Source organism: Citrobacter sp. Cpo069 (genome assembly GCF_030332785.1).
GTDB lineage: Bacteria > Pseudomonadota > Gammaproteobacteria > Enterobacterales > Enterobacteriaceae > Citrobacter > Citrobacter portucalensis.
Window position 1 is genome coordinate 42697 of record NZ_JAOWHD010000044.1, and the last position, 25052, is coordinate 67748.

At 52.6% G+C, this 25052-nt stretch carries 22 protein-coding genes and 1 tRNA gene; 6 read left to right on the forward strand and 17 right to left on the reverse strand.

Going from position 1 to position 25052, the window contains the following annotated elements; genetic code table 11:
* Window positions 1-2463: a poly-beta-1,6 N-acetyl-D-glucosamine export porin PgaA gene (pgaA, locus tag OGY08_RS07510; RefSeq protein ID WP_048225437.1), complete on the reverse strand. Its 2463-nt coding sequence runs from the start codon at window positions 2461-2463 to the stop codon at window positions 1-3.
* Window positions 2464-3279: 816 nt separating this feature from the next.
* On the opposite strand from pgaA, the gene OGY08_RS07515 reads away from it, so the two are divergent.
* Entirely contained in the window at window positions 3280-3816 is a 537-nt protein-coding gene (locus OGY08_RS07515) for a GNAT family N-acetyltransferase (RefSeq protein ID WP_125363286.1), read from the forward strand.
* Window positions 3817-3849: 33 nt separating this feature from the next.
* On the opposite strand, the gene OGY08_RS07520 is transcribed toward OGY08_RS07515, so the two are convergent.
* Both OGY08_RS07520 and actS read right to left on the reverse strand, forming a co-directional pair.
* Window positions 3850-3923 (reverse strand) — tRNA-Gly (locus OGY08_RS07520).
* 79 nt (window positions 3924-4002) lie between these two features.
* Window positions 4003-4761, reverse strand: coding sequence for an amidase activator ActS (gene actS / locus OGY08_RS07525; RefSeq protein ID WP_103285965.1), 759 nt, complete (start codon window positions 4759-4761; stop codon window positions 4003-4005).
* A gap of 166 nt (window positions 4762-4927) precedes the next feature.
* Between actS and idi the strand changes: the two genes are divergently transcribed.
* A complete protein-coding gene (gene idi, locus OGY08_RS07530) occupies window positions 4928-5482 on the forward strand; it encodes an isopentenyl-diphosphate Delta-isomerase (protein ID WP_071446519.1) in 555 nt (184 codons plus the stop codon).
* 77 nt (window positions 5483-5559) lie between these two features.
* Here idi and lysS read toward each other — a convergent pair whose 3' ends face one another.
* The 5 genes from lysS to xerD form a co-directional block, all read right to left on the reverse strand.
* Window positions 5560-7077: a lysine--tRNA ligase gene (gene lysS, locus OGY08_RS07535; RefSeq protein ID WP_005123357.1), complete on the reverse strand. Its 1518-nt coding sequence runs from the start codon at window positions 7075-7077 to the stop codon at window positions 5560-5562.
* Between the two features lie 9 nt (window positions 7078-7086).
* Window positions 7087-8185 (reverse strand): peptide chain release factor 2 gene (prfB, locus tag OGY08_RS07540; RefSeq protein ID WP_100194817.1). Its coding sequence is split into 2 segments (ribosomal slippage): window positions 7087-8109 and window positions 8111-8185, totalling 1098 coding nucleotides; the frame shifts between segments, so codons are not numbered across the junction.
* 91 nt (window positions 8186-8276) lie between these two features.
* Window positions 8277-10010: a single-stranded-DNA-specific exonuclease RecJ gene (gene recJ, locus OGY08_RS07545; protein WP_125363287.1), complete on the reverse strand. Its 1734-nt coding sequence runs from the start codon at window positions 10008-10010 to the stop codon at window positions 8277-8279.
* 5 nt (window positions 10011-10015) lie between these two features.
* Window positions 10016-10729 carry a bifunctional protein-disulfide isomerase/oxidoreductase DsbC gene (gene dsbC, locus OGY08_RS07550; protein ID WP_003825520.1) on the reverse strand — a complete coding sequence of 238 codons (714 nt, stop codon included), beginning with the start codon at window positions 10727-10729 and terminating at the stop codon, window positions 10016-10018.
* A 23-nt stretch (window positions 10730-10752) separates the two neighbouring features.
* Entirely contained in the window at window positions 10753-11649 is an 897-nt protein-coding gene (xerD, locus tag OGY08_RS07555; protein WP_003825519.1) for a site-specific tyrosine recombinase XerD, read from the reverse strand.
* A 113-nt stretch (window positions 11650-11762) separates the two neighbouring features.
* Here xerD and fldB point away from each other — a divergent pair, with 113 nt between their 5' ends.
* Window positions 11763-12284 (forward strand): flavodoxin FldB, encoded by a 522-nt coding sequence (fldB, locus tag OGY08_RS07560; protein ID WP_003026933.1) that lies wholly within the window; start codon window positions 11763-11765, stop codon window positions 12282-12284.
* Between the two features lie 101 nt (window positions 12285-12385).
* Here fldB and OGY08_RS07565 read toward each other — a convergent pair whose 3' ends face one another.
* Window positions 12386-12793, reverse strand: a complete 408-nt coding sequence (locus tag OGY08_RS07565) for a protein YgfX (RefSeq protein ID WP_003825515.1) — start codon at window positions 12791-12793, stop codon at window positions 12386-12388.
* Window positions 12774-13040, reverse strand: a complete 267-nt coding sequence (gene sdhE / locus OGY08_RS07570; RefSeq protein WP_003825514.1) for an FAD assembly factor SdhE — start codon at window positions 13038-13040, stop codon at window positions 12774-12776. The genes OGY08_RS07565 and sdhE overlap by 20 nt, the downstream gene beginning before the upstream one ends.
* Window positions 13041-13297: 257 nt before the next feature.
* Here sdhE and ygfZ point away from each other — a divergent pair, with 257 nt between their 5' ends.
* Window positions 13298-14281, forward strand: coding sequence for a tRNA-modifying protein YgfZ (gene ygfZ / locus OGY08_RS07575; protein WP_008785741.1), 984 nt, complete (start codon window positions 13298-13300; stop codon window positions 14279-14281).
* A 131-nt stretch (window positions 14282-14412) separates the two neighbouring features.
* On the opposite strand, the gene trhA is transcribed toward ygfZ, so the two are convergent.
* Together trhA and yqfB are read right to left on the reverse strand one after the other, a co-directional pair.
* On the reverse strand, window positions 14413-15075 hold the full coding sequence (trhA, locus tag OGY08_RS07580) for a PAQR family membrane homeostasis protein TrhA (protein WP_006686898.1): 663 nt from the start codon (window positions 15073-15075) through the stop codon (window positions 14413-14415).
* A gap of 163 nt (window positions 15076-15238) precedes the next feature.
* Window positions 15239-15550 carry a N(4)-acetylcytidine aminohydrolase gene (gene yqfB, locus OGY08_RS07585; protein WP_008785743.1) on the reverse strand — a complete coding sequence of 104 codons (312 nt, stop codon included), beginning with the start codon at window positions 15548-15550 and terminating at the stop codon, window positions 15239-15241.
* 52 nt (window positions 15551-15602) lie between these two features.
* Between yqfB and OGY08_RS07590 the strand changes: the two genes are divergently transcribed.
* The gene (locus tag OGY08_RS07590) at window positions 15603-16331 is read left to right on the forward strand and encodes a MurR/RpiR family transcriptional regulator (protein ID WP_125363309.1); all 729 of its coding nucleotides are present in this window, start codon (window positions 15603-15605) and stop codon (window positions 16329-16331) included.
* A gap of 120 nt (window positions 16332-16451) precedes the next feature.
* On the forward strand, window positions 16452-17885 hold the full coding sequence (gene bglA, locus OGY08_RS07595; protein ID WP_032944895.1) for a 6-phospho-beta-glucosidase BglA: 1434 nt from the start codon (window positions 16452-16454) through the stop codon (window positions 17883-17885).
* A gap of 93 nt (window positions 17886-17978) precedes the next feature.
* On the opposite strand, the gene OGY08_RS07600 is transcribed toward bglA, so the two are convergent.
* From OGY08_RS07600 to ubiI, 5 genes are all read right to left on the reverse strand, one after another.
* Entirely contained in the window at window positions 17979-18722 is a 744-nt protein-coding gene (locus tag OGY08_RS07600; RefSeq protein ID WP_286565853.1) for an SDR family oxidoreductase, read from the reverse strand.
* A gap of 77 nt (window positions 18723-18799) precedes the next feature.
* The gene (gene gcvP / locus OGY08_RS07605) at window positions 18800-21673 is read right to left on the reverse strand and encodes an aminomethyl-transferring glycine dehydrogenase (protein ID WP_241176420.1); all 2874 of its coding nucleotides are present in this window, start codon (window positions 21671-21673) and stop codon (window positions 18800-18802) included.
* A gap of 127 nt (window positions 21674-21800) precedes the next feature.
* The gene (gene gcvH / locus OGY08_RS07610) at window positions 21801-22190 is read right to left on the reverse strand and encodes a glycine cleavage system protein GcvH (protein ID WP_003026965.1); all 390 of its coding nucleotides are present in this window, start codon (window positions 22188-22190) and stop codon (window positions 21801-21803) included.
* Window positions 22191-22215: 25 nt separating this feature from the next.
* Window positions 22216-23310: a glycine cleavage system aminomethyltransferase GcvT gene (gcvT, locus tag OGY08_RS07615; protein ID WP_125363291.1), complete on the reverse strand. Its 1095-nt coding sequence runs from the start codon at window positions 23308-23310 to the stop codon at window positions 22216-22218.
* 452 nt (window positions 23311-23762) lie between these two features.
* On the reverse strand, window positions 23763-24965 hold the full coding sequence (ubiI, locus tag OGY08_RS07620) for an FAD-dependent 2-octaprenylphenol hydroxylase (RefSeq protein WP_125363292.1): 1203 nt from the start codon (window positions 24963-24965) through the stop codon (window positions 23763-23765).
* Between the last annotated feature and the right edge of the window lie 87 nt (window positions 24966-25052).

The window sequence follows — 25052 nt, forward strand, 5'->3', positions numbered from 1 at the left end:
TTAAAACCTGACATTTAAATCGAAAGCGAGGGAGATATTCCGCTCACGTTTACCGTCATAGGGGCGTTTATCCCAAATCAGCATCACCCCGCCATCTACGACGTTGTTCCATTTAAGCCGTTGGCCGTATCCCACCTGGACGATAGCACCTGCATCTTCACCTTGCTGCCAGTAGCCACCTACGCCTGCCAGGCCTTGCTGCGTCCAGACGGTATCATAGTGGCGGTAAAGAACCTGCTCCGCGCTCAAGCCAGGGACAACGGAAAAATCACTCTTCGGGTTGTAATACGGCACATTCTCTTTGGTGTTGGTGCTCCCGCCGATACCCGGCGTAAAGTCCAGCGTGAAGCGCGGCGTGGTCCACATGCGCTCTTTTCCGCTGAGTCCATATTCGATGCGATCGTTACCGTCCGAGAAATGTGATGCGGCAAACGACAGTTGATATTCACGTCGTTCGTTTTGATACCAGCGAACAAACATATCGCCGCCGTTGGCATACACGCCACTACGCAGCGCGCGCAACGGGGTATTGCGAGAGAGGCGTTCGGCCGACCCACCAACGCGCCAGTTGTCATTAAAGTCATGCCAGCCGGATAGACGCCCGCCAATCTTCTGACCATCGCCATAATTTCGGCCTGACACTTCCATTTCCGCCCAGTAATCACGGGAAGTCCATTCTGCCCCCGCCGCCAGATCGCGGCTGATGCCCTTCCCTTCCTCAAATTCACCGGTAGCGAAGTTGAATCCGGTAAACAGTCGCCAGTTGTCATTAATCGGCGGACTGTAAATAGCCGTGTTGATGTTGAAGTCATTCTTACCGCTGACCGGGCTATCGGACGAGATCCCCTGCGTTCCGCTAATGCGCACTTCCGACATTTTGTGGACATCACGAATACGCGCGAGGCGTAGCGTCGCTTCATCATCCGGGCTACGGGCAATAACGTCATCCGTCAGTTCATCTGCCTGTTTCCACTCCTGAAGATCCAGTGCAACGTAAGCCTGCTGACGTTCCAGCTCCAGGTTGCTTGGCTCAATGACTTCCGCCAGCTTAAGCTCTTTCTCCGCCGCATGCGGCAATCCACGCGCTTCAAGCACAGAGGCATAAGATATGCGCAATCCCTGGTTACCAGAGCCTGTTCGTGCCAGATGCTCTGCGAGCTTTTCTGCCTCTGGCAGTTCATTGGCAGCGATATGATATTGCGTCAGTAGCGACTGTCCGAGCAGCCAGTTATCGTTAGGCTGCGGCGTTGGCGAGCCATAGATACGCCGCAGATACGGACTCTCTTTGATCAAATCATCAACTTGTTTTTTGGCAGCATCGAAGTTTTCATTATCAATGTGCGCGTAGAACAGATCTTGTTGATCCTCAGGACTGAGCGGCGTCACCGGGATAGGTCCATTCGGGTAGTAAATGCTCGCCAGCATCGCTTCGGTTTTTTCCGGCTGACGTTCGCTTAACCATGCTGATGCCACCCAGCGTTTTGCATAGTTTGGTACTTCGCCGCTTGCAGAAAGGGACTCATACTCATCAATCACTTCGGCAGTACGCTTACGCACCAACAAGGCACCCATACGGTCAATTCTCGCCCGACGGACATCATTCTGCGCAGACGGCTCATCTTTCCAGGCCGCCAGCAACTGGTCATAACGGGCCAGCGCTTTATCGGCCACGATAAACCGTTCTTCTTCATTACGTGCGGACGTATAGGAGGAGCGTACCATTTCAGCCGCCGCATCAAGCTCAAGACGGCGCTTCACTGGATCAGCAGTGGGAACGACCTCCGCAATATTTAAAGCGGGTCCGGAAACGCGGTTCGCCGACAGCGCAGATAGCAGCGTGGATTTTGCATTTTTGTTGCCTGGATCAACATCATCCGCCTGGCTGGCAACCAACAGTGCATCCCAGTTTTTCCCTTGAGAATGATATACGTAGGCAAGCAGTGCGTCGGAGTCTGCGCCCGGATGCGCCTGCGCCCATTTATTCGCTTCAGTAAGGGCTTGCTGATTGTAGCGCGCATCCGCCAACGTCATTATCCAGCCGGTGCGTACATCCACGTTATCAGGCTCTTCCTGTAAAACGCTTTCCCACACCGCCAATGAATCATTCCAGTTTTTCTGGTTACGGTACGCACGTGCAGCGGCGACTTTGCCGCGCGCAGGCACATCCATCTGCCCACGATACCGCTGCCAGATTTGAATGGTTGTTTTATCGTTGTTATCGACCCAACCAGAAACTTGCAACCAGTCGGCAACCTGATTTGGCGTTAGCGCACTTTTCTTTCCCTGATCCTCAAGGTAGCGCAATAGCGGCGCACTATTCCCTCCCCGCGCTTCAATAACCAAAGCATCATAATCTGATACCGCAGCAGAGATTTGCATAGGGAAAAGAATGCTTGCCGTAAATAAACAGCTTACAGACTTAAAACGTTTAATGAAGTTGGCATGTCGACGCATACTGAACATATCTGCCCTTATATCTTACATCAGAGTAAAAATAAGCGTTTTCAATAAGTTACGGTCAATCCCTGACAGTTGCCGACCATGTAAGATGCACTGCCGCTTATTTCGTAATAGGGTTATGAAGCAATTAATTCTTTCGTCTTATTGACTACCCGCACCGCGTCCTCTAATCGTTGGACAGGAGGCATAAACTCGGGAATTTTATCACTCCATGTAGTTCGTGGCTACGCAATAAGAAAATTCTTAGGCAAAAAAGTATTTTAGACTAAATAATCCTAATACTCTTGGGATTGAATTCTGGATTTAAACAAAGTTTGCCCGGTGACATCATGTGACGATGCTTACTATTGCTGGTTAGCATAGCTACACCGCGCAACTGTTTGCATGGTAACTATTTTGAGAGGTGAATAGAGAAAAATCTGATAATAGGCTCTCTGCTAACAACAAAATATAACTTAATTTTTAGGGCTCAAACAGGGCCAATGAAATGAAAATAAGGGTACAGGCGCAAGAAGAATTAGATACAGTAACAATGCGTTGAAATCAAACAACTTTATTTATCATTTTTCGAAACCTACCATAATTGGTATTTGGAAACTCAATCAAATACGTGCGTGAATAATTGTGTATTACTCTACCTGTTAATATATTTACCAACCTTGCGTACTATTGACAATATCAACCACAATCAATTATTTCCCCTTACAATATGCAAGCCTATTTGCATTACAAGCAACTGATAGAAGCATAATTTTTTGCACTTACCTTCCTCTCAGTCTTTCAGGTAATCTGGGCAAAGACGCCAATGGGAGCCGGTCAATGAAAATCGTTAACGCAGAAGAAAAGCACATCCTCACCATACGCGATATCTATGCACATCATGTTCTTCACGGTACCGGCAGCTTTGAAACCGACCCGCCGGATGCACACGAGATGCTTGCTCGTCTGGAAAAAATCCGCAGCCTCGGGCTGCCGTGGGTCGTCGCTCTGCAGGAAGATAAGGTCATCGGGTATTGCTACCTCACCCGCTACCGCGAGCGCTATGCCTACCGCTATACCCTTGAGGATTCGATTTATATTGCTCCAACGGCTCAGCGTCAGGGTGTAGGAAAAGCCTTACTGCGTCATGTGATTGGCTGGGCTGAAGCACAGGGTTATCGGCAACTGATTGCCATCGTCGGCGACAGCAATAATCAGGGATCGTTAAAAGTCCATCAGCAGGCCGGATTTACGCAAATCGGCACACTGAAAAACATTGGCTTCAAACATGGGCTATGGCTCGACACGGTATTGCTACAACGTAATCTGGGTGAAGGTAACAACACGCTGCCACCGGATTCCGGTGTCGCTATCTAACGTTTTTAAGGATTAACTACAGGGAGAGAATTTTGGAGCGGGCGAAGGGAATCGAACCCTCGTATAGAGCTTGGGAAGCTCTCGTTCTACCATTGAACTACGCCCGCATCAAAGTGCGTAAGGGATTATAAACCTTACGCTCTTCTTGGCAAGGGACTTACCCACTGACTGGCGATTAATTCACCGTCAGCATTTTGGCTTACTGCCCTGCGGCGGTAAATAACGCAGCGGATCGATAGCCGTCGCCCGGTAGCGGATTTGGAAATGCAGCCGCACCGTAGTCGCATCCGAGCTGCCCATCGTCGCGATTTTCTGCCCGGCCTTCACGTTTTGACCGTTGTTCACCAGCATGGTGTCATTATGCGCATACGCAGTGATGTAGTCCTCACTGTGCTTAATCATGATGAGATTACCATAGCCCCGCAGCTGATTACCGACGTAAACCACCTTCCCGGCTCCGGCGGCATAAATCGGTGTACCGCGCGCAGCCGAGATATCAATGCCTTTATTGCCGCCGTCCGCGGTTGAATAAGGCAGGATCACCTTACCGCTGGCAGGCCACTGCCAGCAACGTTGCCCTACCGGAGGCCATGAAGACTGCGGTACGGACGAAGACGGTCTGGCCGCTGCCGTTTTGGTTGAGGATTTCTTGGTTGTTTTTCCAGAGTTAGAACTGGTTTTCGCGCCACCGCTGACCTTCAGTTTTTGCCCTACTTCAATGGTATAGGGCGGTGAAATATTATTCAGGCGGGCGATCTCTTTCACGCTGGTCCCGGTAGCGCGCGAAATACGGTATAGCGTATCCCCCCGCTTCACGGTATACACGGAGCCGGAATAACTTCCTGTATCAGACGACTTGCTCCCGGAACACCCTGCTAACAGCAGACCGACACAAAGCAACATCACGATACCCAGGCCATTTTTCTTCAGGCGTCCTGCACTCAAAACAATACCTCGCAACATTTTCAGACGCTTTATCATAGCAGCCAGACACCGGATGCCAAATCATATCGCGCAACGAATCGTCGGCCCTGGCATTTCACACCCTCTGTTAATCAATCTGACTTAATTAAGCATATAATATGGGTGCTTAAGATTGATGGTGGACGCTATGCGACAGGAACATGTCATTTTATTGAATGAGCAGGACCAACCCTGCGGAACGCTGGAAAAATATGCGGCGCATACCGCCACAACTCCCCTGCATTCCGCTTTCTCGTGCTGGATATTTAACGAGCTGGGCCAACTGCTGGTCACCCGCCGCTCGCTGCACAAAAAAGCCTGGCCTGGCGTCTGGACCAACTCTGTCTGTGGTCACCCGCAGCTGGGTGAAACCCACGAAGCCGCTATTGTTCGCCGGGCTCGCTTCGAACTGGGTGCAGACATCGACTTGCTCAGCCCCGTATACGCTGACTTTCGTTATCGCGCTACAGACCCGAGTGGAATAGTTGAAAACGAAGTGTGCCCGGTTTATGCCGCACATATCGTGAGTCCGCTACAGCTAAACCCAGATGAAGTGATGGATTGCCAGTGGAGCAGTCTTGAGGATGTCTTAAGCGGGATTGACGCGACGCCGTGGGCTTTTAGCCCGTGGATGGTAATGCAAGTTGCAGACAAAGAAGCGCGTGCGCTGTTGCGGAATTACTGCCAACAAATTATTGCCTGATGGCGCTACGCTTATCTGGCCTACATAACGAATCGTAGGTCGGATAAGGCGTCAGCCGCCATCCGGCATTTCACATCTTACTTAACCGGGCGCATCGCCGGGAACAGGATCACGTCGCGGATAGTGTGGCTGTTGGTGAACAGCATAACCATACGGTCGATACCAATGCCCAGACCCGCAGTCGGCGGCAGACCGTGTTCCAGAGCGGTAACGTAGTCTTCGTCATAGAACATTGCTTCGTCATCACCCGCATCTTTAGCGTTAACCTGATCCTGGAAACGCTGCGCCTGATCTTCCGCATCGTTCAGCTCGCTGAAACCGTTACCGATTTCACGTCCGCCGATGAAGAATTCGAAACGGTCAGTGATTTCCGGATTTTCGTCATTACGACGCGCCAGCGGAGAAACTTCTGCCGGGTACTCGGTAATGAAGGTCGGTTGAATCAGGTGCGCTTCCGCAACTTCTTCAAAGATCTCGGTCACGATACGGCCCAGACCCCAGCTCTTCTCAACTTTGATGCCGATAGATTCAGCAATCGCTTTTGCAGAGTCGAAGTTATCCAGATCGGCCATGTTGGTTTCCGGACGGTATTTCTGAATCGCTTCGCGCATGGTCAGTTTTTCGAACGGTTTACCGAAGTCGAAGACTTCTTCACCGTAAGGCACTTCAGTCGTTCCCAGAACGTTCTGCGCCAGCGTACGGAACAGCGATTCGGTCAGTTCGATCAGATCTTTGTAGTCCGCATAAGCCATGTAGAGTTCCATCATGGTGAACTCTGGGTTATGGCGAACAGAGATGCCTTCGTTACGGAAGTTACGGTTAATTTCGAATACGCGTTCGAAGCCGCCAACCACCAGACGCTTGAGGTACAGTTCCGGCGCGATACGCAGGTACATATCCAGATCCAGCGCGTTATGATGGGTGATGAACGGACGCGCAGCGGCACCGCCAGGGATCACCTGCATCATCGGGGTTTCCACTTCCATAAAGCCGCGACCCACCATGAACTGACGGATGCCAGCCATAATTTGTGAACGCACTTTAAAGGTATTGCGGGATTCATCGTTAGAGATGAGATCCAGGTAACGTTGACGATAGCGCGCTTCCTGATCCTGCAGACCGTGGAATTTGTCCGGCAGCGGGCGCAGCGCTTTGGTCAGCAGACGCAGTTCGGTGCAGTGAATAGACAACTCACCGGTCTTGGTCTTGAACAACTTACCTTTCGCGCCGAGGATATCGCCCAGATCCCATTTTTTGAACTGCTCGTTGTAGACGCCTTCAGGCAGGTCATCGCGAGCAACGTACAGCTGAATACGGCCGCCAACGTCCTGCAGCGTAACGAATGATGCTTTACCCATAATACGACGGGTCATCATACGGCCAGCAACGGATACCTCAATGTTCAGCGCTTCCAGCTCTTCGTTTTCTTTCGCGTCGAAGTCAGCATGCAGTTGGTCTGAGGTATGATCGCGACGGAAATCGTTCGGGAACGGGATCCCCTGCTCACGCAGGCTCGCCAGCTTCTCACGGCGCGTTTTCAGTTCATTGTTAAGGTCGGCTACCGCGTCAGCGCCCTGTACGTGTTGTTCAGACATGTTGGTTCCTCATAACCCTGCTTTCAAACTTGCTTCGATAAATTGATCCAGGCTGCCATCCAGCACCGCCTGCGTGTTACGGGTTTCAACCCCGGTACGCAGATCTTTGATGCGGGAGTCATCAAGGACATAAGAACGAATCTGGCTACCCCAGCCGATATCTGACTTGTTGTCTTCCATCGCCTGTTTCTCGGCATTCTTCTTCTGCATTTCCAGTTCATAAAGCTTCGCTTTCATCTGCTTCATGGCCTGGTCTTTGTTCTTGTGCTGGGAACGGTCGTTCTGACACTGCGTCACAATCCCAGTCGGGATGTGGGTAATACGCACCGCAGATTCCGTACGGTTAACGTGCTGACCACCCGCACCGGAGGCACGGTAAACGTCAATACGCAGATCCGCCGGGTTGATATCGATATCAATATCATCATCAACTTCCGGATAAACAAACGCAGAACTGAACGACGTATGGCGACGTCCGCCGGAGTCGAACGGACTCTTACGAACCAGACGGTGTACGCCGGTTTCAGTACGCAGCCAACCGTACGCATATTCGCCAGCAATTCTGATGGTTACGGATTTAATACCCGCCACTTCACCTTCAGACTCTTCAATAATTTCAGTCTTGAAGCCGCGCGCTTCAGCCCAACGCAGATACATGCGCATCAGCATGCTTGCCCAGTCCTGCGCTTCCGTACCGCCAGAACCTGCCTGAATATCGAGATAGCAATCTGCGCTGTCATATTCACCGGAGAACATACGACGGAATTCCAGCTGGGCCAGCTTATCTTCCAGTGTGTCGAGTTCTGCTACGGCTTCGTTAAAGGTTTCTTCGTCGTCGGCTTCTACAGCCAGTTCCAGCAGGCCGGAGACATCTTCCAGGCCCTGGCTCATCTGATCGAGCGTATCAACGATGGCTTCAAGAGAAGAACGCTCTTTACCCAACGCCTGCGCGCGTTCGGGTTCGTTCCATACGTCCGGCTGTTCCAGCTCGGCGTTTACTTCTTCCAGACGCTCTTTCTTGGCATCATAGTCAAAGATACCCCCTAAGAACGTCAGAGCGCTCCGTGAGGTCCTGAATGCGGTTATTTACCGGATTAATTTCAAACATTGTCTGATTTCTTTTATTGGACTAGTCAAAATGCGGTGATAAGAGCGGGATTGTAACTAATCCACGCCCTTTTTTATAGCGATTAGTGACGCTAAAGTGGCCAGATATTGTCGATTATAATCTGCAAACTACGGTTGCCGCGAAACTCATTAATATCCAGTTTGTAGGCAAGCTGAACTTCGCGCACGCCGTTGTCCGGCCAGCAGGTGGTATCGACGTTAAACGCAATGCCGTCCAGCAGCGGACCACCGCCTACGGGCTCCACCATTACCTTCAGATGACGCTCACCGACCAGACGCTGCTGGAGCAAACGGAAATGCCCGTCAAACAGCGGTTCCGGGAACATTTGTCCCCACGGTCCGGCATCGCGCAGCATTTGTGCGACCTCCATGGTCATCTCCGCTGCGCTCAGTGGGCCATCCGACACCACTTCACCTTGCAGTAAGGCGGGATCCAGCCACTCGGTAACCAGTTCGCCAAAACGCTGCTGGAAACGCTCAAACTGCGCCTCTTCAAGCGATAACCCCGCCGCCATGGCGTGACCGCCAAACTTGATGATCATGCCCGGATGAAGGGTGTCCAGGCGCTCCAGCGCATCACGCATGTGCAGCCCCTGAATCGAACGCCCGGAGCCTTTGAGAGTACCATCACCTGCCGGGGCAAACGCTATCACCGGACGATGGAATCGCTCTTTAATGCGCGATGCCAGAATCCCCACAACGCCCTGATGCCACTCGGGATGATACATTGCCAGGCCGCCCGGAAGCGTATCGCTACTGCGTTCCAGCTTTTCACACAGGGTAAGCGCTTCGGCCTGCATACCCTGCTCAATTTCTTTGCGCGTCTGGTTGAGTGCGTCCAGCTCATTGGCCAGCACGCGCGCTTCACCAATGTTGTCGCACAGCAACAGCGCTACGCCAACGGACATATCGTCCAGACGCCCCGCCGCATTCAGCCGTGGCCCGAGGGCAAAACCTAAATCACTGGCTGCCAGCTTTAGGGGGTCGCGATTGGAAATCTCCAGCAGCGCTTTGATACCAGGGCGGCATTTTCCAGCACGGATACGGCTTAAGCCTTGCCACGTCAGAATGCGGTTATTGGCATCCAGCGGTACTACGTCCGCCACCGTGCCAAGCGCAACCAGATCGAGCAAATCCGCCAGATTCGGCGGTGCAATGCCTCGCTCATCAAACCAGCCTTTGTCACGCAGGAAAGTGCGCAGCGCCAGCATCAGATAGAAGGCTACACCAACGCCTGCCAGCGATTTCGACGGGAACTCACAGTCGTGCAGGTTAGGATTGATGATCGCCTCCGCGCCCGGCAGCGTATCCCCTGGCAGGTGGTGATCGGTCACAACGACCGGGATCCCCAACGTTCTGGCATGTTCGACACCCGCGTGAGACGAGATGCCGTTGTCTACGGTGACAATCAGCTGAGCACCACGGGCATAGGCCTGATCAACGACTTCCGGGCTTAAACCATAACCGTCCTCAAAACGATTTGGCACCAGGTAGTCAACGTTACTGCAGCCCAACGCGCGCATCGCCAGGATGCTTAGCGCCGTGCTGGTCGCGCCATCGGCATCGAAATCGCCAACAACGATGATGCGAGTTCCCGCACGAAAGGCGTTGTAGAGGATCTCAACCGCCTTTTCGACACCGTTTAAATGCTGCCACGGCAGCATTCCTTTGACGCTACGCTCAAGCTCCTGCGCGCTACGTACACCGCGACTGGCGTATAAACGACGCAACAATGGCGGCAAGTCATCAGGCAGCTCGGCTGTCTCGTCGGCTTCACGCCGACGAAGTTGTATCTGTTGTTTCACGCGAATTATTTACCGCTGGTCTGTTTTGCATGTGCGTCGAGGAATTCTTTCATCTCTTTCGGGCCCTGATAACCAGGTACGACATAGCCATTGCTCAGCACAATCGCCGGTGTACCGCTGACGCCAAACTGTACGCCCAGCGCATAGTGGTTAGCGATATCCACATCACAGGTCGCCGCTTTCACGCCCTTGCCAGTCATCGCGTCGTCAAAGGCTTTGTTTTTGTCCTTAGCACACCAGATAGACTTCATGTCTTGCTCAGCCTGGCTGTCCAGCCCCTGACGTGGGAAGGCCAGATAACGTACGGTGATCCCCAACGCATTGTAATCTTTCATCTCTTCATGCAGCTTGTGGCAGTAACCACAAGTGATGTCGGTGAAAACGGTAATGACGTGTTTTTCCTGCGGCGCTTTGTAGATGATCATCTCTTTTTCCAGCGCGTTCAGATGCTTCATCAGCAGTTGGTTGGTGACATTCACCGGACTTGCGCCGCTCACGTCGTACATCGGTCCCTGGATAATATGTTTACCGTCTTCGGTAACGTACAGCACGCCGCTATTGGTCAGTACGGTTTTCATGCCCGCAACCGGAGCAGGTTGAATCTCGGTGCTCTGCACACCCAGCTTTGCTAATGACTGACGAATTGCCGCGTCGTCTGCATGTACCATGCCGGAAAACGCCGTCGCCAGCAGGGTGAACATCATAAAACGTTTTTTCATAGCCTATCCTATACTGTCAGCACTCACGCTCGCGGGTGATGCTGTTGATGTAGTTGCCGCAAGCGCTCCGTTGCGACATGAGTATAAATTTGCGTTGTCGAGAGATCGCTATGCCCCAGTAGCATCTGCACCACGCGCAGGTCTGCGCCATGGTTGAGCAGATGCGTGGCAAACGCGTGCCGCAGGACGTGCGGTGACAGCTTTTCGCTGTCGATTCCCGCCAACACAGCATAGTGTTTGATACGATGCCAGAAGGTCTGACGGGTCATCTGTTGCGCCCGCTGACTAGGAAACAGCACATCAATCGATACACCGTTGAGCAACCATGGACGCCCATGCTCCAGGTATGTTTCCAGCCAGTACACAGCCTCCTCACCCAACGGGACAAGGCGCTCTTTGTTACCTTTACCGATCACCCGTACCACACCCTGACGCAGGCTGACGTCACTCATCGTCAGTCCTACCAGTTCAGACACGCGCAGGCCTGTTGCATACAGCACTTCCAGCATGGCTTTGTCGCGTAGCTCCAGCGGTTGCTCAATAAGCGGCGCTTGTAGCAGCCGCTCAACCTGCGCTTCGCTGAGATCTTTAGGCAGGCGCTGCGGAAGTTTAGGTGATGCAAGCGAGGCGCTGGGGTCATCTTCGCGATATTTTTCGCGGTACAGATGCTGAAAAAAACGTCGCGTCGCACTGAGCAAACGTGCGGAACTGGTGGCTTTATACCCTCCATCCATCCGCTCAGCCAGCAAGGCTTGCAGATCATCACTTTGCGCGGTCGCAAGCGAAGCGCCGCGGTGATGTAACCATTCCACAAGCATGGTCAGATCGCGACGATACGCACTTAATGTGTTTTCCGCCAGATTTCGTTCCAGCCACAGGGCATCAAGAAACTGCTCGATGCGCGCCAGATCCTGTTCCACTCGCGCCCCTTATTCCACTCTCATTTTTGATGCATTATGCCTCATTGTGCCGTGAATGCGGCGATTCTGTTACACTACCCGCAACGCTACAGCAGAATTGAGATGTTTACGTCATGAACATGGGTCTTTTTTACGGTTCCAGCACCTGCTACACCGAAATGGCAGCAGAAAAAATCCGCGATATCCTGGGTCCCGAACTGGTGACACTGCACAACCTCAAAGACGATTCCCCGACCCTAATGGAGCAATATGACGTGCTCATTTTGGGCATCCCAACCTGGGATTTCGGTGAAATTCAGGAGGACTGGGAAGCGGTCTGGGAGCAACTGGACGACCTCAACCTGGAGGGCAAGATTGTCGCGCTTTACGGTATGGGCGATCAGTTGGGATACGGCGAATGGTTCCTGGATGCGTTGGGTATGCTGCACGATAAACTGATCACCAAAGGTGTAAAGTTTGTCGGCTACTGGCCCACAGAAGGCTACGAATTCACCAGCGATAAACCCGTCATTGCTGATGGACAGCTGTTTGTTGGCCTGGCGCTGGATGAGACGAACCAGTACGATCTCAGCGATGAACGCATTCAGGCCTGGTGCGAGCAAATTCTTGGGGAAATGGCCGAGCACTGGTCCTGATAACCGATTTGCCGGATGACGGCGTAAATGCCTTATCCGGCCTGCATGACGCACCTAACTGTTGGCCTTCAAGCTGCGCGCCATCAGGCATGTGTCATGCGTTACCCTTGCTTCGCCTTTTGCAGCATCAACCGCCGTAAATCCCGCCACTCTGCATCATCCATACTGTCTGCTGCCAGCCACAAATGTTGACGTTTTCCGGCATCAGATCGCAAGCGTAGCATCATACCTGTTTTAACCATCCAGGGGGCGCTAACGATAGACCACTCTTGCCCTTGCCAGCGCAGACGGCCATCCATCAATAGCCGAATCTCACCCTGACAGGCGTTGATTCGACGCTGACTGCGAACGCTATCGAACACCACCAGAGAGAGCAAAACCAGCCATAATGGGGTGTAGCTCAATGGCCAGGGCATCAATAAAATAAACACCGCGACCAGCCCATGAATTAGCAGTGAAAGCCACTGCGCGCGCCATGATACGCGTAAATCAGATTGCCACTGGACCACGTTCCCGATTCCGTGTCTGGATAAGTCGCACCATCTGTTCCAGCTGCTCATCAGCTGGTTTCCCATGATTCATCAACCAGTTAAATAAATCTGGATCATCACATTCTAGCAGACGGATGAAGATACGTTTTTCTTCGTCACTTAAGCTGTCATATTCATGTTCAAAAAACGGCATGATCGAGATGTCCAGCTCGCGCATACCGCGGCGGCATGCCCAATGAATACGTGCTTTGTTGTTAATATCCATGTTCTTCTCCCTGTCTCGCGAAAACGAAGTATCCCGCTATTGTAACGTGTTTTTCCCGCTCTTTTTACGGGAATATCAGTAAACTGAAGCTCGCTCGCTAAATAAAACCTTATTAAGCCAAAGGATTCACCAATTTTGGATGTCTCCTCGCAAAGCACAATATATGGCACAAATAGCCTGTTTAAACCGCTTGCAATGGCCCATAGCTCTTTTACCATTAGTCATCATCACTGCGTTAAGCAAATCAGGACATTATTATGGCTTTTACATCTTTTCCTCCTCGCCAGCCTTTTGCGTCAACGCGTTTACCTCTGACGCTAATGACGCTCGATGACTGGGCGCTCGCCACCATCACCGGTGTCGACAGTGAGAAGTATATTCAGGGTCAGGTCACGGCGGATGTCAGCCAGATGACCGAGCATCAGCACCTGTTGGCTGCACATTGTGACGCCAAAGGTAAAATGTGGAGCAACCTGCGTCTGTTCCGCCAGGGTGACGGTTTTGCATGGCTTGAGCGCCGTAGCCTGCGTGATGCGCAGCTCACTGAGCTGAAAAAATACGCGGTCTTCTCGAAGGTGGCGATCGCCCCAGACGACGAGCGCGTCTTGCTGGGCGTAGCGGGATTCCAGGCACGTGCAGCGCTGGCCAATCTCTTTAGCGAATTACCGAACAGTGATAAGCAGGTCATTACCGAAGGTGCCTCCACGGTATTGTGGTTCGAACACCCTGCCGAACGTTTTCTGCTGATCGTTGATGCCACCACAGCAGAAACCTTGGTTGAAAAGCTGCGTGGCGAAGCTGAGTTAAATAACAGCCAGCAGTGGCTGGCGCTGGATATCGAAGCGGGTATCCCCGTTATTGATACAGCCAACAGTGCACAGTTTATTCCACAGGCTACCAATCTGCAGGCTCTGGGCGGGATCAGCTTTAAAAAAGGCTGCTACACCGGTCAGGAAATGGTGGCTCGTGCAAAATTCCGCGGAGCCAACAAACGCGCCATGTGGACTTTGGCGGGTGCCGCCGGTCGAGTACCGGAAGCTGGCGAAGACCTTGAATTAAAAATGGGCGAGAACTGGCGTCGTACTGGTACCGTACTTGCCGCAGTACAACTGGCCGATGGTCAGGTACTGGTGCAGGTTGTGATGAATAACGACATGGAGGCCGACAGCGTGTTCCGCGTCCGTGACGACGCAAAAACGCTGCGTATCGTACCGCTGCCATATTCGTTAGACGAAGAGTAATTGGTCGGCCTGATAAGCGCAGCGCCATTAGGCAATTCGGCACAGGCCGCCGGATTGCGGCATTGCCTCGTCCGGCCAACAAAATACAGCCCGGGCGAGGCGTTTACGCCGCCCCCGGGGTTGCACTGAATCTATGCGTGTTGCCCCACGTACAGATAGATCGCCAGGAAGTGGCAAACGCTGCCGCCCAGCACAAAACCGTGCCAGATCGCATGGTTATAAGGAATACGCTTACAGACGTAGAAAATTACGCCCAGCGAATACACCACACCGCCAACAGCCAGCAACGTCACGCCTCCCGCCGCCAACTTCACCGCCAGTTGATACACCACAATCAGCGAAAGCCAGCCCATTGTCAGGTAAGTCACCAGCGACAGAATTTTAAACCGGTGTGCGATGGTCAGTTTGAATAAAATACCGAGCAGCGCCAGGCTCCAGATAACAATCATCAACCCACGAGCCAGCGGCGAATCAAGCCCCACCAGCAGAAATGGCGTATAGGTCCCGGCAATCAGCAGATAAATCGCACAGTGGTCGAATTTTTTCAGCCAGACTTTCGCTCTCTGATGGGGGATCGCGTGATACAAGGTTGAGGCGAGGAACAGCAGGATCATGCTGCCGCCGTACAGGCTATAGCTGGTAATCGCCATAGCGCTGGCATTGGTATCCACTGCCTGAACCAGCAACAACACCAGTCCGACAATCCCAAACACCAGCCCGATACCGTGACTGATGCTGTTGGCTATTTCCTCTGCCAGCGAATATCCCTGCGCGATTAATGGCTTCTGAACCATAACTTACTCCCGAGAAACGAACCCTATCGTGATTGCTCCTCTAGCGTAACTGAGAATGGTTCCAGTGAACACCTGTTAGCTAAAATAATTATCAGATAAATATTTACCATTAAAAATCATAGTATTAGTTTTTAAATTTCAGCTAACATGCGTACTATTAAAATCAAAGGCATTTAAAATCAATCACATAAAATTGCGTCTGATCCGGGTAAATCTCGGCAATGACACGTTTAAGTTCTTCAAGCGTCATGTTTTCCTGCTGGGCATGTTTATCCGTCAGCGTATCCAGCGTGACGGTTGAGGTGCCAACAACCTCAATCGTGCAGAAGTAACCGTCATCTTCGAAGCGCCCAACCCGTAAAATGTCCCCGGCTTTGAAGTGTGATTCAGACTCGTCACGAATAGTGATGGTCTTGCGTCCGGCCAGAATGTCATCCTGGAAACGCTGAAAAAAAGTGATGTCATTTGGCTGCATGTTATTATTCCCTGTAGATGAAGTCTGATGAGTGAGTTTTGCCATTGTGAGTATGTTCTCCCACGCTGCCATCGCCAGTCTCAACAATCTTGAGATGCTGGTCTACAACTATGTCATCAAAAACCGTGACAAAGTCATGTACATGACCATTCGCGAACTGGCCGATGCCGTGGGGGTTTCCACTACCACCGTACTGCGCTTTTGCCGCAAGCTTAAGTGTGAAGGTTACTCAGAATTTCGCGTGCGCTTCAAATTATATTTAGAGCAGAATGAACCGCAACAGGCTAATTTCGGTGCTAGCGAAATTATCAGCTTCTTTAAAGGCGTTAATAACGATGAGTTCGATAATCTGCTCGATCAGGCTGTTGATATTATATTATCTTCCGAGCGTATTATATTCGTTGGGGCGGGAACATCCGGAGCCTTAGCCAAATATGGCGCACGTTTTTTCTCAAACGTTGGAAAATTCAGTAATCACATTGATGACCCTTATTTCCCGGTAACGAATGACATGACCAGAAACGCGCTGGCGATCGTGCTTTCTGTTTCCGGTGAAACAGAAGAGATCCTGCGCTTTGCCAGCCAGTTCAGCCTGCATAACTGTAAGGTTCTGTCTGTCACCAGTCATGAACATTCGCGGCTGGCCAAATTGGCTGACTTTAATCTCTCCTGGCACGTTCCACAGACGCGCATTGCCGGGGTATACGATATAACCACGCAGATCCCTGTTATTTATATTCTGGAATCACTCGGCCGCAAGTTGGCGAAAAGAATAGCGTAAAAAAACAATCTGTTTTTTGGATGTAACAAATCACATTAGCGCTATTTTGTTATATCGTGACATTTATCTTTCCTTTGTTAGACTCAAAATCAGATTGTATTAATTTGAGACTGAGCGCAGATGAAAAAACTTACCTTACCAAAAGATTTTTTATGGGGTGGCGCGGTTGCGGCGCACCAGGTTGAAGGCGGCTGGAACAAAGGTGGCAAAGGCCCCAGCATTTGCGATGTACTGACCGGAGGGGCACACGGCGTTCCGCGAGAAATCACTCAGGAAGTTGAGCCCGGTAAGTACTACCCCAACCACGAAGCCGTCGATTTTTACGGTCATTACAAAGAAGACATCAAGCTGTTTGCCGAGATGGGCTTCAAATGCTTCCGTACCTCAATCGCCTGGACCCGTATCTTCCCCAAAGGGGACGAAAGCCAGCCGAATGAAGAAGGGCTAAAGTTCTACGACGACATGTTCGATGAAATGCTGAAGTACAACATCGAACCGGTCATCACCCTTTCCCACTTTGAAATGCCGCTGCACCTGGTTCAACAATACGGTAGCTGGACCAATCGTAAAGTCGTCGATTTCTTTGTCCGATTTGCTGAAGTCGTTTTTGAGCGCTACAAGCACAAGGTCAAATACTGGATGACCTTTAACGAGATCAACAACCAGCGCAACTGGCGCGCACCGCTGTTTGGTTATTGCTGCTCCGGCGTGGTGTATACCGAGCATGAAAACCCGGAAGAAACCATGTACCAGGTGCTGCATCACCAGTTCGTGGCCAGCGCTCTGGCAGTGAAAGCCGCACGCCGCATCAACCCGGAAATGAAAGTCGGCTGCATGCTGGCGATGGTGCCACTTTACCCGTTCTCCTGTAAGCCTGAAGATGTGATGTTCGCGCAGGAATCGATGCGTGAGCGCTACGTTTTCACCGACGTTCAACTGCGCGGCTACTATCCATCATATGTACTGAACGAGTGGGAACGCCGCGAATTCAACATCCGAATGGAAGCCGGAGATGAGCAAATCCTGCGTGAAGGCACCTGTGACTATCTCGGATTCAGTTACTACATGACCAACGCGGTAAAAGCGGAAGGCGGCAGCGGCGATGCCATTTCTGGTTTTGAGGGCAGCGTACCGAACCCGCACGTAAAAGCGTCCGACTGGGGCTGGCAGATTGATCCGGTCGGTCTGCGTTACGCCTTATGCGAACTGTATGAGCGCTATCAGAAACCGCTATTTATCGTAGAAAACGGATTTGGTGCCTACGACAAAGTGGAAGAAGACGGCAGCATCAACGACGACTATCGCATCGACTATTTGCGCGCCCACGTTGAAGAGATGATGAAAGCGGTAACGTATGATGGCGTAGACCTGATGGGCTACACGCCGTGGGGCTGCATCGACTGTGTCTCGTTCACCACCGGTCAGTACAGCAAGCGCTACGGCTTTATCTACGTGAACAAACACGACGACGGCACCGGCGATATGTCGCGTTCACGCAAGAAAAGTTTTAACTGGTACAAAGCGGTGATTGCCAGCAACGGCGAGAAACTTTGATTTTTTGCCGGATGGCGGCGTAAACGCCTTATCCAGCCTACAGATTAAATTCCCGTAGGCCGGATAAGCGTAGCGCCAACCGGCGATTAAACCCTACTTCCCGCCAGCCAGTTCCAGAAAACTGCCCGTTACGTACGACGCCTTCTCGCTCAGCAGCCAGGTAATCGCCTGCGCGACCTCCTCCGGTTGTCCGCCGCGCTGCATAGGCAACATCGATTTCACGCGATCGACCCTTCCCGGCTCGCCGCCTGAAGCGTGCATTTCAGTGTAGATAAGACCAGGTCGCACGCAGTTTACGCGGATCCCTTGCGCCGCAACCTCCAGCGCAAGGCCGGTGGTGAGCGTGTCCACAGCGCCTTTTGAGGCCGCGTAATCAACATATTCGAATGGCGCACCAAGCCGCGATGCCGCCGAAGACACATTCACAATCGCCCCGCCTTGCCCTCCGTGTTTGAAAGACATGCGCTTTACCGCTTCCCGACAACACAAAAAATAGCCGGTAACATCGGTCGCCAGCACGCGGTTAATTCTTTCGGCGGTTAGGCTTTCCACCGTGCTCTGTTCAAACAAAATCCCGGCATTATTAACTAACGCAGACAGTGGTTCACCTTCGCGGTCAATGCATTCAAACATTGCCACAACCTGGCTTTCATCGCTGATATCAGCCCGTAGAGCAAACGCCTTTCCCCCGGCAGCGGCAATGGTATTCACCACCTCCGTTGCCGCACGGATATTGTGATGAAAGTTAACCGCAACCGTGTAACCCTCTTGCGCTAACTGCAGCGCGGTTGCCCGCCCGATGCCGCGACTGCCGCCAGTAACCAATGCGATTCCCATGGATACCTCCAGATATGAAAAAGCCGGGAGGCGTCTTCGCCTTACCCGGCCTACAAAAGCTTTACTGCGCGGAAAAGTTACTGATATTCGCTCATCGGCACGCAGGAGCAGAACAGGTTACGGTCACCGTAAACATCATCAAGGCGTTTCACGGTCGGCCAGTATTTGTTCGCCACACCAGCCGGGAAGACGGCGATTTCTCGGCTATAACCGTGATTCCACTCCGCGACCAGCTCGTTTTGCGTGTGCGGTGAGTTAACCAGCGGGTTATCTTCCAGTGACCATTCACCGGCTTTCACGCGATCGATTTCAGCGCGGATTGCCAGCATCGCATTGATAAAGCGATCAAGTTCCACTTTGCTTTCAGATTCAGTCGGTTCAACCATCAGGGTACCCGCGACCGGGAATGACATGGTCGGCGCATGGAAACCGTAATCGATCAGACGCTTGGCAATATCCAGTTCGCTGATGCCGGTCTCTTCTTTCAGTGGGCGAATGTCGAGAATACATTCATGCGCCACGCAACCGTCGCGACCAGTATACAGTACCGGATAAGCATCTTTCAGACGGCTGGCAATGTAGTTAGCGTTAAGGATAGCTACCTGGCTTGCCTGCTTCAGACCTTCTGCACCCATCATACGGATGTACATCCAGCTGATTGGCAGAATGGATGCGCTACCGAACGGCGCCGCTGAAACTGCGCCCTGACGGGTGAGCATTCCTTCAATCTGCACTACGCTGTGACCCGGTACAAACGGTGCCAGATGTGATTTGACGCCAATCGGTCCCATACCTGGGCCGCCGCCGCCGTGCGGAATGCAGAATGTTTTATGCAGGTTGAGGTGCGAGACATCTGCGCCGATAAAGCCCGGCGTGGTGATCCCAACCTGAGCGTTCATGTTCGCGCCATCAAGGTAAACCTGGCCGCCAAACTGGTGCACAACGTCGCACACTTCACGGATCGTTTCTTCATACACGCCGTGAGTAGACGGATAGGTCACCATGATGCAGGAGAGATTCGCAGCATGTTGTTCTGCTTTTGCTCGCAGATCGTCCAGGTCGATGTTGCCGTTCTTATCACACGCGACAACCACAACCTGCATCCCCGCCATCTGTGCAGATGCCGGATTGGTGCCGTGGGCAGAAGCCGGGATCAGACAGATATCGCGATGGCCTTCGTTACGGCTTTCGTGATAGTGACGAATCGCCAGCAGACCCGCATACTCGCCCTGCGCGCCGGAGTTCGGCTGCATGCAGACGGCGTCATAACCGGTCAGTTTTACCAGCCACTCGGAAAGCTGGCCGATCATCTGGTGATAACCTTCTGCCTGCTCTGGCGGGCAGAACGGGTGAAGTTCAGCGAATTCCGGCCAGGTGATAGGGATCATCTCGGCGGCAGCGTTCAGCTTCATGGTGCAAGAACCCAGCGGGATCATTGCCTGGTTCAGCGCCAGATCTTTGCGCTCCAGCGAGTGCATGTAGCGCATCATTTCGGTTTCGCTGTGATAGCGATTAAACACCGGATGGCTGAGGATCGCATCGTCACGCAGCATGCTGTCCTGAATGGAACGGCTGTCGAGCGCCACATCTTTATCCAGCGTATCGATATTCAAACCGTGGCTGTCGCCCAGCAGAACATTGAACAACTGCACCACGTTTTCACGGGTGGTGGTTTCATCGAGCGTAATACCTACCGCGTTATGGATATCGCTACGCAGGTTGATTTCTGCCGCTTCGGCACGCGCCAGAACAGCCGCTTTGTCAGCCACTTCAACACACAGAGTGTCGAAGTAGTGCGCATGGCGCAGCTTCAGCCCTTTCTGTTGCAAACCGGCCGCCAGAATATCAGTCAGGCGGTGGATGCGATTAGCGATACGTTTCAGGCCAACCGGACCATGATAAACGGCATACAGGCTGGCGATGTTGGCCAGCAGAACCTGCGAGGTACAAATGTTGGAGTTCGCTTTCTCACGGCGGATATGCTGCTCGCGAGTCTGCATCGCCATGCGCAGTGCGGTATTGCCCGCCGCATCTTTCGATACGCCGATAATACGGCCTGGCATGGAGCGTTTGAATTCGTCTTTAGCGGCGAAGAATGCCGCGTGTGGGCCGCCGTAACCCATCGGTACGCCGAAGCGTTGCGCAGAGCCGAAAACAATATCCGCGCCCTGTTTGCCCGGCGCAGTCAGCAGTACCAGCGCCATAAAGTCGGCAGCGACACTGACCACAACTTTACGGGATTTCAGCTCGGCAATCAGTTTGCTGTAGTCATGCACTTCACCGGTGGTGCCAACCTGCTGCAACAGCACGCCAAACACATCCTGGTGATCCAGTGCTTTCGCCGCGTCATCAACAATGACGTCAAAGCCAAAGGTTTCTGCACGGGTGCGAACCACGTCCAGCGTTTGCGGGTGAACATCAGCCGCCACAAAGAAACGGTTAGCATTTTTCAGTTTGCTGACACGTTTGGCCATCGCCATGGCTTCAGCAGCCGCAGTGGCTTCATCCAGCAGAGAAGCAGAAGCCATATCCAGGCCCGTCAGGTCCAGCGTGACCTGTTGGAAGTTCAGCAGAGCTTCCAGTCGTCCCTGGGATACTTCCGGCTGATACGGCGTATATGCGGTGTACCAACCTGGGTTTTCCAGCATGTTACGCAGAATAACCGGTGGCAACTGCACGGCGGTGTAGCCCATGCCAATGTAGGACGTGAAGCGCTTGTTACGCCCGGCGATGGCTTTTAATTCAGCCAGCGCAGCGTATTCGGTCGCCGCCTCGCCCACCTGTGGCGGGGTTGCGAGCTGAATGTCTTTCGGCACAATCTGGCCGATCAGCGCGTTTAACGACTCGGCGCCAACCGCATTCAGCATCTCTTGCTGCTGCGCGGCGTCCGGTCCGATGTGGCGTTCAATGAAAGCGCCGCTGTTTTCAAGCTGGCTTAACGTCTGTGTCATGGGCGATGGTTCCTGAAACGTGCAGTGAATCGTGATTGTCTCTAACTCAATTGCCCGGTGGCGCTGACGCTTACCGGGCCTACATAAAACCGTAGGCCGGATAAACGCAGTGCCATCCGGCACAATCTTATTCGTCTTCCAGTAATGCCTCGTACGCAGTGGCATCCAACAGCGATTCAATTTCGCTTTCATCGCTGGCTTTGATTTTGAAAATCCAGCCGCCCGCATACGGTTCGCTGTTGACCAGTTCCGGGGAGTCGCTGAGCGCATCGTTAACCGCAACAATCTCACCGCCTACTGGCGCATAGATATCGGATGCCGCTTTTACGGACTCCGCAACGGCGCAATCATCGCCCGCGCTGACGGTGGCGCCAACTTCTGGCAGGTCAACGAAAACCATGTCACCTAACAGCTCCTGAGCGTGTTCGGTGATACCAACGGTGTAAGAGCCGTCAGCTTCTTTGCGCAGCCATTCGTGTTCTTTGCTGTATTTCAGTTCTGCAGGTACGTTGCTCATCAATCAATCTCCAAAAAAGGATGAATTACGCGACGGCTTTGCCGTTACGCACAAAAACAGGTTTAGTCACTTTTACCGGCATTTCACGGTTACGGATCTGTACGATCGCAGTCTCACCGATACCCGCAGGCACGCGCGCCAACGCGATGCTGTAACCCAGGGTTGGGGAGAATGTGCCACTGGTGATAATGCCTTCATGCTGGTTGCCAGAAGCATCGGTGAAACGCACCGGCAGTTCATTACGCAGCACGCCCTTCTCAGTCATCACCAGCCCGACCAGCTGTTCGTGGCCTTTTTCGCGCTGCATTTCCAGTGCTTCACGACCAATAAAGTCGCGGTCGGCAGGTTCCCACGCAATGGTCCAACCCATATTGGCTTCCAGCGGAGAAATCCCTTCGTCCATCTCCTGACCATACAGGTTCATACCCGCTTCCAGACGCAGGGTGTCGCGCGCGCCGAGACCACAAGGTTTGACGCCTGCTTGTACCAGCGCACGCCAGAAATCAGCCGCTTTTTCATTCGGCATGGCGATTTCATAGCCTGCTTCGCCGGTATAACCGGTGGTTGCGATAAACAAATCACCCGCCTGAACGCCAAAGAACGGCTTCATACCTTCTACCGCATGGCGCTGTTCGTCAGTAAACAACGTGGCTACTTTTTCCTGCGCGTTTGGCCCCTGCACCGCAATCAGCGACAGGTCGTCACGAACGGTGATGTCGATGGCGTAAGGTTCAGCGTGTTGGGTAATCCAGGATAGGTCTTTTTCGCGGGTGGCGGAGTTTACAACGAGGCGGAAGAAATCTTCAGTGAAGTAGTAGACAATCAGGTCATCTATCACGCCGCCCGAAGCGTTGAGCATCCCGGAGTAGAGGGCTTTACCCGTCTTCGTTAGCTTCGCGACGTCGTTTGCCAGCAGATAACGCAAGAACTCCCGGGTGCGGCTACCGCGCAGGTCGACGATGGTCATATGCGACACATCAAACATTCCGGCGTCGGTGCGAACAGCATGGTGTTCATCGAGCTGAGAACCGTAATGCAGTGGCATCATCCAGCCATGGAAATCGACCATGCGCGCGCCACATAGCGTGTGTTGTTCGTACAAAGGAGTCTGTTGAGCCATCTTTTCCTCGTTGAATAAGCGGGGCTACCAACTCTTTCGCGGTGAAATTTTCGCCACGAAACCCAGCACCGCAGCCGCTCCAGGGGCTACGACGCAAACGTTCTCTTTGTCCTGAACTTACCACCGAAACAGACGCTAAACCATAAGTCAAAATTAACCATCACATTAGCTTATGGCGAAAAACAGCCAGATCGACAACAGAATAAAACTCCATACATATAGCAATAAATCAGAACAACAAACAAAGATAAGCGCAAAATTACAGCACCAATCCACATTAAATGTGGAAAAAATGTCAAAAATGGCGTTATGAAAAAAACGTAATATTAGAAAAACTAATGCGAAAAAAGGCGTGGAATTAGATTATTTCAAATGAGAGAAGCACCCCGGCGCGAAGGCCGGGAGAGAAAAGTGTGACGGGTCTCAAACTCTTAAGATTGTCCTTATGGACACTAACGTAACCACTCGGGAAGATCGTTCAGTCCCATCGCCTGACGGATGAGTTGTGGTTTTACGCCCGGGAGGGTATCGGCCAGTTTCAGCCCAATATCGCGTAGCAGTTTTTTCGCCGGATTCTCGCCTGCAAACAGTTCACGGAAACCCTGCATCCCCGCCAGCATCAGCGCTGCGCTGTGCTTACGGCTGCGCTCGTAGCGGCGTAAATAGAGATACTGCCCAATATCTTTGCCCTGACGCTGTAGCCGCTTAAGTTCATCGATCAGCTCTGCCGCATCCATAAAGCCCAGGTTAACCCCCTGACCCGCCAGCGGGTGGATAGTATGCGCCGCATCCCCCACCAGCGCCAGACGATGGGCCGCGAACTGGCGAGCATAACGTCCCGTCAGCGGAAACGCCTGACGTTCGCTTTCAAGGCTGCACAGCCCCAGACGATTATCAAAGGCGATATTCAGCGCCTGATTAAACTCGTCAACGCTTGCCTGCTGCATACGTTCTGCTTCCTGCGGCGAGAGCGACCAGACAATAGAACACAGGTGTGGATCGCTGAGTGGCAGGAATGCCAGGATCCCCTCACCATGAAACGCCTGACGCGCAACCGCACCGTGAGCTTCCTGCGTGCGGATAGTCGCCACCAGCGCATGATGACGGTAGTCCCAGAAGGTGAGCGGAATGTCCGCTTTATTGCGCAGCCAGGAATTAGCACCATCGGCACCGACGACCAGACGCGCCGTCAGCATTGCGCCATCTTTGAGGCTCAGAAATGCCTCGTTCTCGCCCCAGGCCACCTGCTGTATTTCAGCTGGCGCCATCAGCGTAATATCCGCTGAACGCTGCGCCTTTTGCCACAGCGCATAATGGATTTCTGAGTTTTCAACGATGTGACCCAAATGGCTGTAGCCCATGCTCTGGTCATCAAATTCAATACGTCCAAAGCTGTCTTTGTCCCAGACTTCCATGCCGTGGTAGCAGCAAGCGCGACGAGCAACAATGTCGGACCAGACGCCAAGACGGGTAAGCAGTTTTTCGCTGGCTGCATTAATGGCCGAAACGCGAAGCTGAGGAGGTGCATCCGCCGCCAACGGCGGCGGAACATGTTGTTCTAATACAGCAACGCGCAACCCACTGCCCTGCAGGCCGCAGGCAACCGCCAGTCCCACCATGCCGCCACCAACAATTGCTACATCAACACTTTGCACTGTTTATACCTCGAAACCTGTAATCCGTAGGCCTGATAAGCGCAGCGCCATCAGGCATTTTTGCGGGGACCCTTGCCGGATGTCGGC